The organism is Sporosarcina sp. GW1-11, assembly GCF_033088395.1.
Classification (GTDB): domain Bacteria; phylum Bacillota; class Bacilli; order Bacillales_A; family Planococcaceae; genus Sporosarcina.
Genome location: NZ_JAPMIW010000043.1, coordinates 1 through 1825, shown reverse-complemented (window position 1 = coordinate 1825; position 1825 = coordinate 1). Strand labels below are relative to the sequence as shown.

Here is a 1825-nt window from a genome sequence, read left to right as displayed (position 1 = left end):
CAGTCTAGTAACGATAGCGAAGAGGTCACACCCGTTCCCATACCGAACACGGAAGTTAAGCTCTTCAGCGCCGATGGTAGTTGGGGGTTTCCCCCTGTGAGAGTAGGACGTTGCTGGGCAAGCAAAGCCATTCCCTTTGGGGAGTGGCTTTTTTGTTTTCAAAAAAACTATTTTTAAGATAGAAACAGGGCTACACGCTCACGATTGGAAACGTATTTATTGAAAATGGCTGGTCTCCTGACATTTAAAAGACCTTTTTTTACAAAATACTGTTTAAGAAAGTTCTGTAGAATAGCAGAACATTTGATTTTAAGTCGTTTTAGTAATAATAGGTTCTTTGAATAATGTAGAAATATCTTTTAATCTTTTACGGCTCAACCATGCGTAATTGCAATGGTTCTCCCAATTTTAAATAATTCTGTTGAAAAGACGGAACATTCAGTGAGGTAGGTAATGTCACATCCATTGAACGGGCAGAAAAAGCTTATTTAAATGCTGTAGAACAAAATGAGCGTGTGGATACAATTCAACAGAATAAGGACTAGTTGAATATGATGAAGCAGCAATTACATGAAATCCGCAATGACTTAGATAAATAAACTAGGGAGCTGTCCAGAAATTCATTGGAAAATGATTTCTTTTAAAGTTTTTTCTAATTCACTTAGAAATTAAATACAAAAAGTCGTCCCATCTAAGATAAATAAAACTGAACTAACCACCATTTTAGAAGGGGCAGTTTTTATGTGCAATCCAAGATTATCGCTGAAGAGTATGCCGCGTAAATTATATTTCCTCTAAAGGCCAAAGAAAGCTATCCAACTACTAAACATCAGCTAACTCCTACATTCAAACCATATAATAACCAATAAAGTGATCTTGAGATTTCATTCTGGAAGATCATGTAGCACATGCAGTAGATGAGATAATTGAAGGATACCTGAAACACAATTGTTGCCTACTAGTCCGGCGGTGGTCGGAATATGTATCATTCCAAAATGAAGATAAAAATCATTCACTCTGCGTATTCACAAAAGTATACTTATATTGAGTGAATTGAGAAAATACTAAGTGAAACTCTAACTGTTATGTGGCTGGCTGCTCTAAAGCGACCTTTTAAACACAAAAGCGAGTGCTAGGTGAGGGATCCCATTCTATATAACGTTAAATAACATCGGGATGTATTGACTACTCATGTACTAGAAAAAATTGAATAAGCAGCTTTTAAAATATATATTATAGAAGCTATAGCCGTTTACATACTCGATTGAAATTAAAGAACTGTATAACAGTAGCAAAAAATTCTTATTAGTGCCCTATATTATAAGGTTCAAGTGCTAGGCCGACCAGCTACTATATTTCAGCCCAACGATAGATAGGTACAATAAAGAGTTCGATCTTATGCACCGGTATATCAAATTCATTCATTAAATTGTTAATTATAAACCTCTAACCTTTACAGGTATATCAATATAGACTCCATTTTCTAATGATATTTTGACTAGTTACATCTAGTTTTGATAAGTCACTTATAAGAGTTTTAAGTAAAGTGATAAAAACACTTGTAATCTAAATAGACAGGTGGTATATTTAATAACGTTGCCTTTGAAGTTAGCAACTTAGCCAAAAACGAATTAAAAAAGTTTTTGAAAAAATGTTGACAGTGAGACGGCGATTTGATATGATTAGAAAGTTGTCTCTTACGAAAGAACAACTACATGAACCTTGAAAACTGAACAGCAAAACGTTAACGAAATAAACGTTTGTGCATCGACTCTGTCGGTGACATAAACAAAATGAGTATCTTAATTGATGCCAGCAAATGAAA

The 1825-nt window shown here is 34.5% G+C and carries 1 rRNA gene; it reads left to right on the top strand.

Annotated features, from left to right (window positions below):
• Positions 1-3: 3 nt before the first annotated feature.
• Positions 4-119, top strand: a 5S ribosomal RNA gene (gene rrf / locus ORD22_RS15045).
• Positions 120-1825: the final 1706 nt, after the last annotated feature.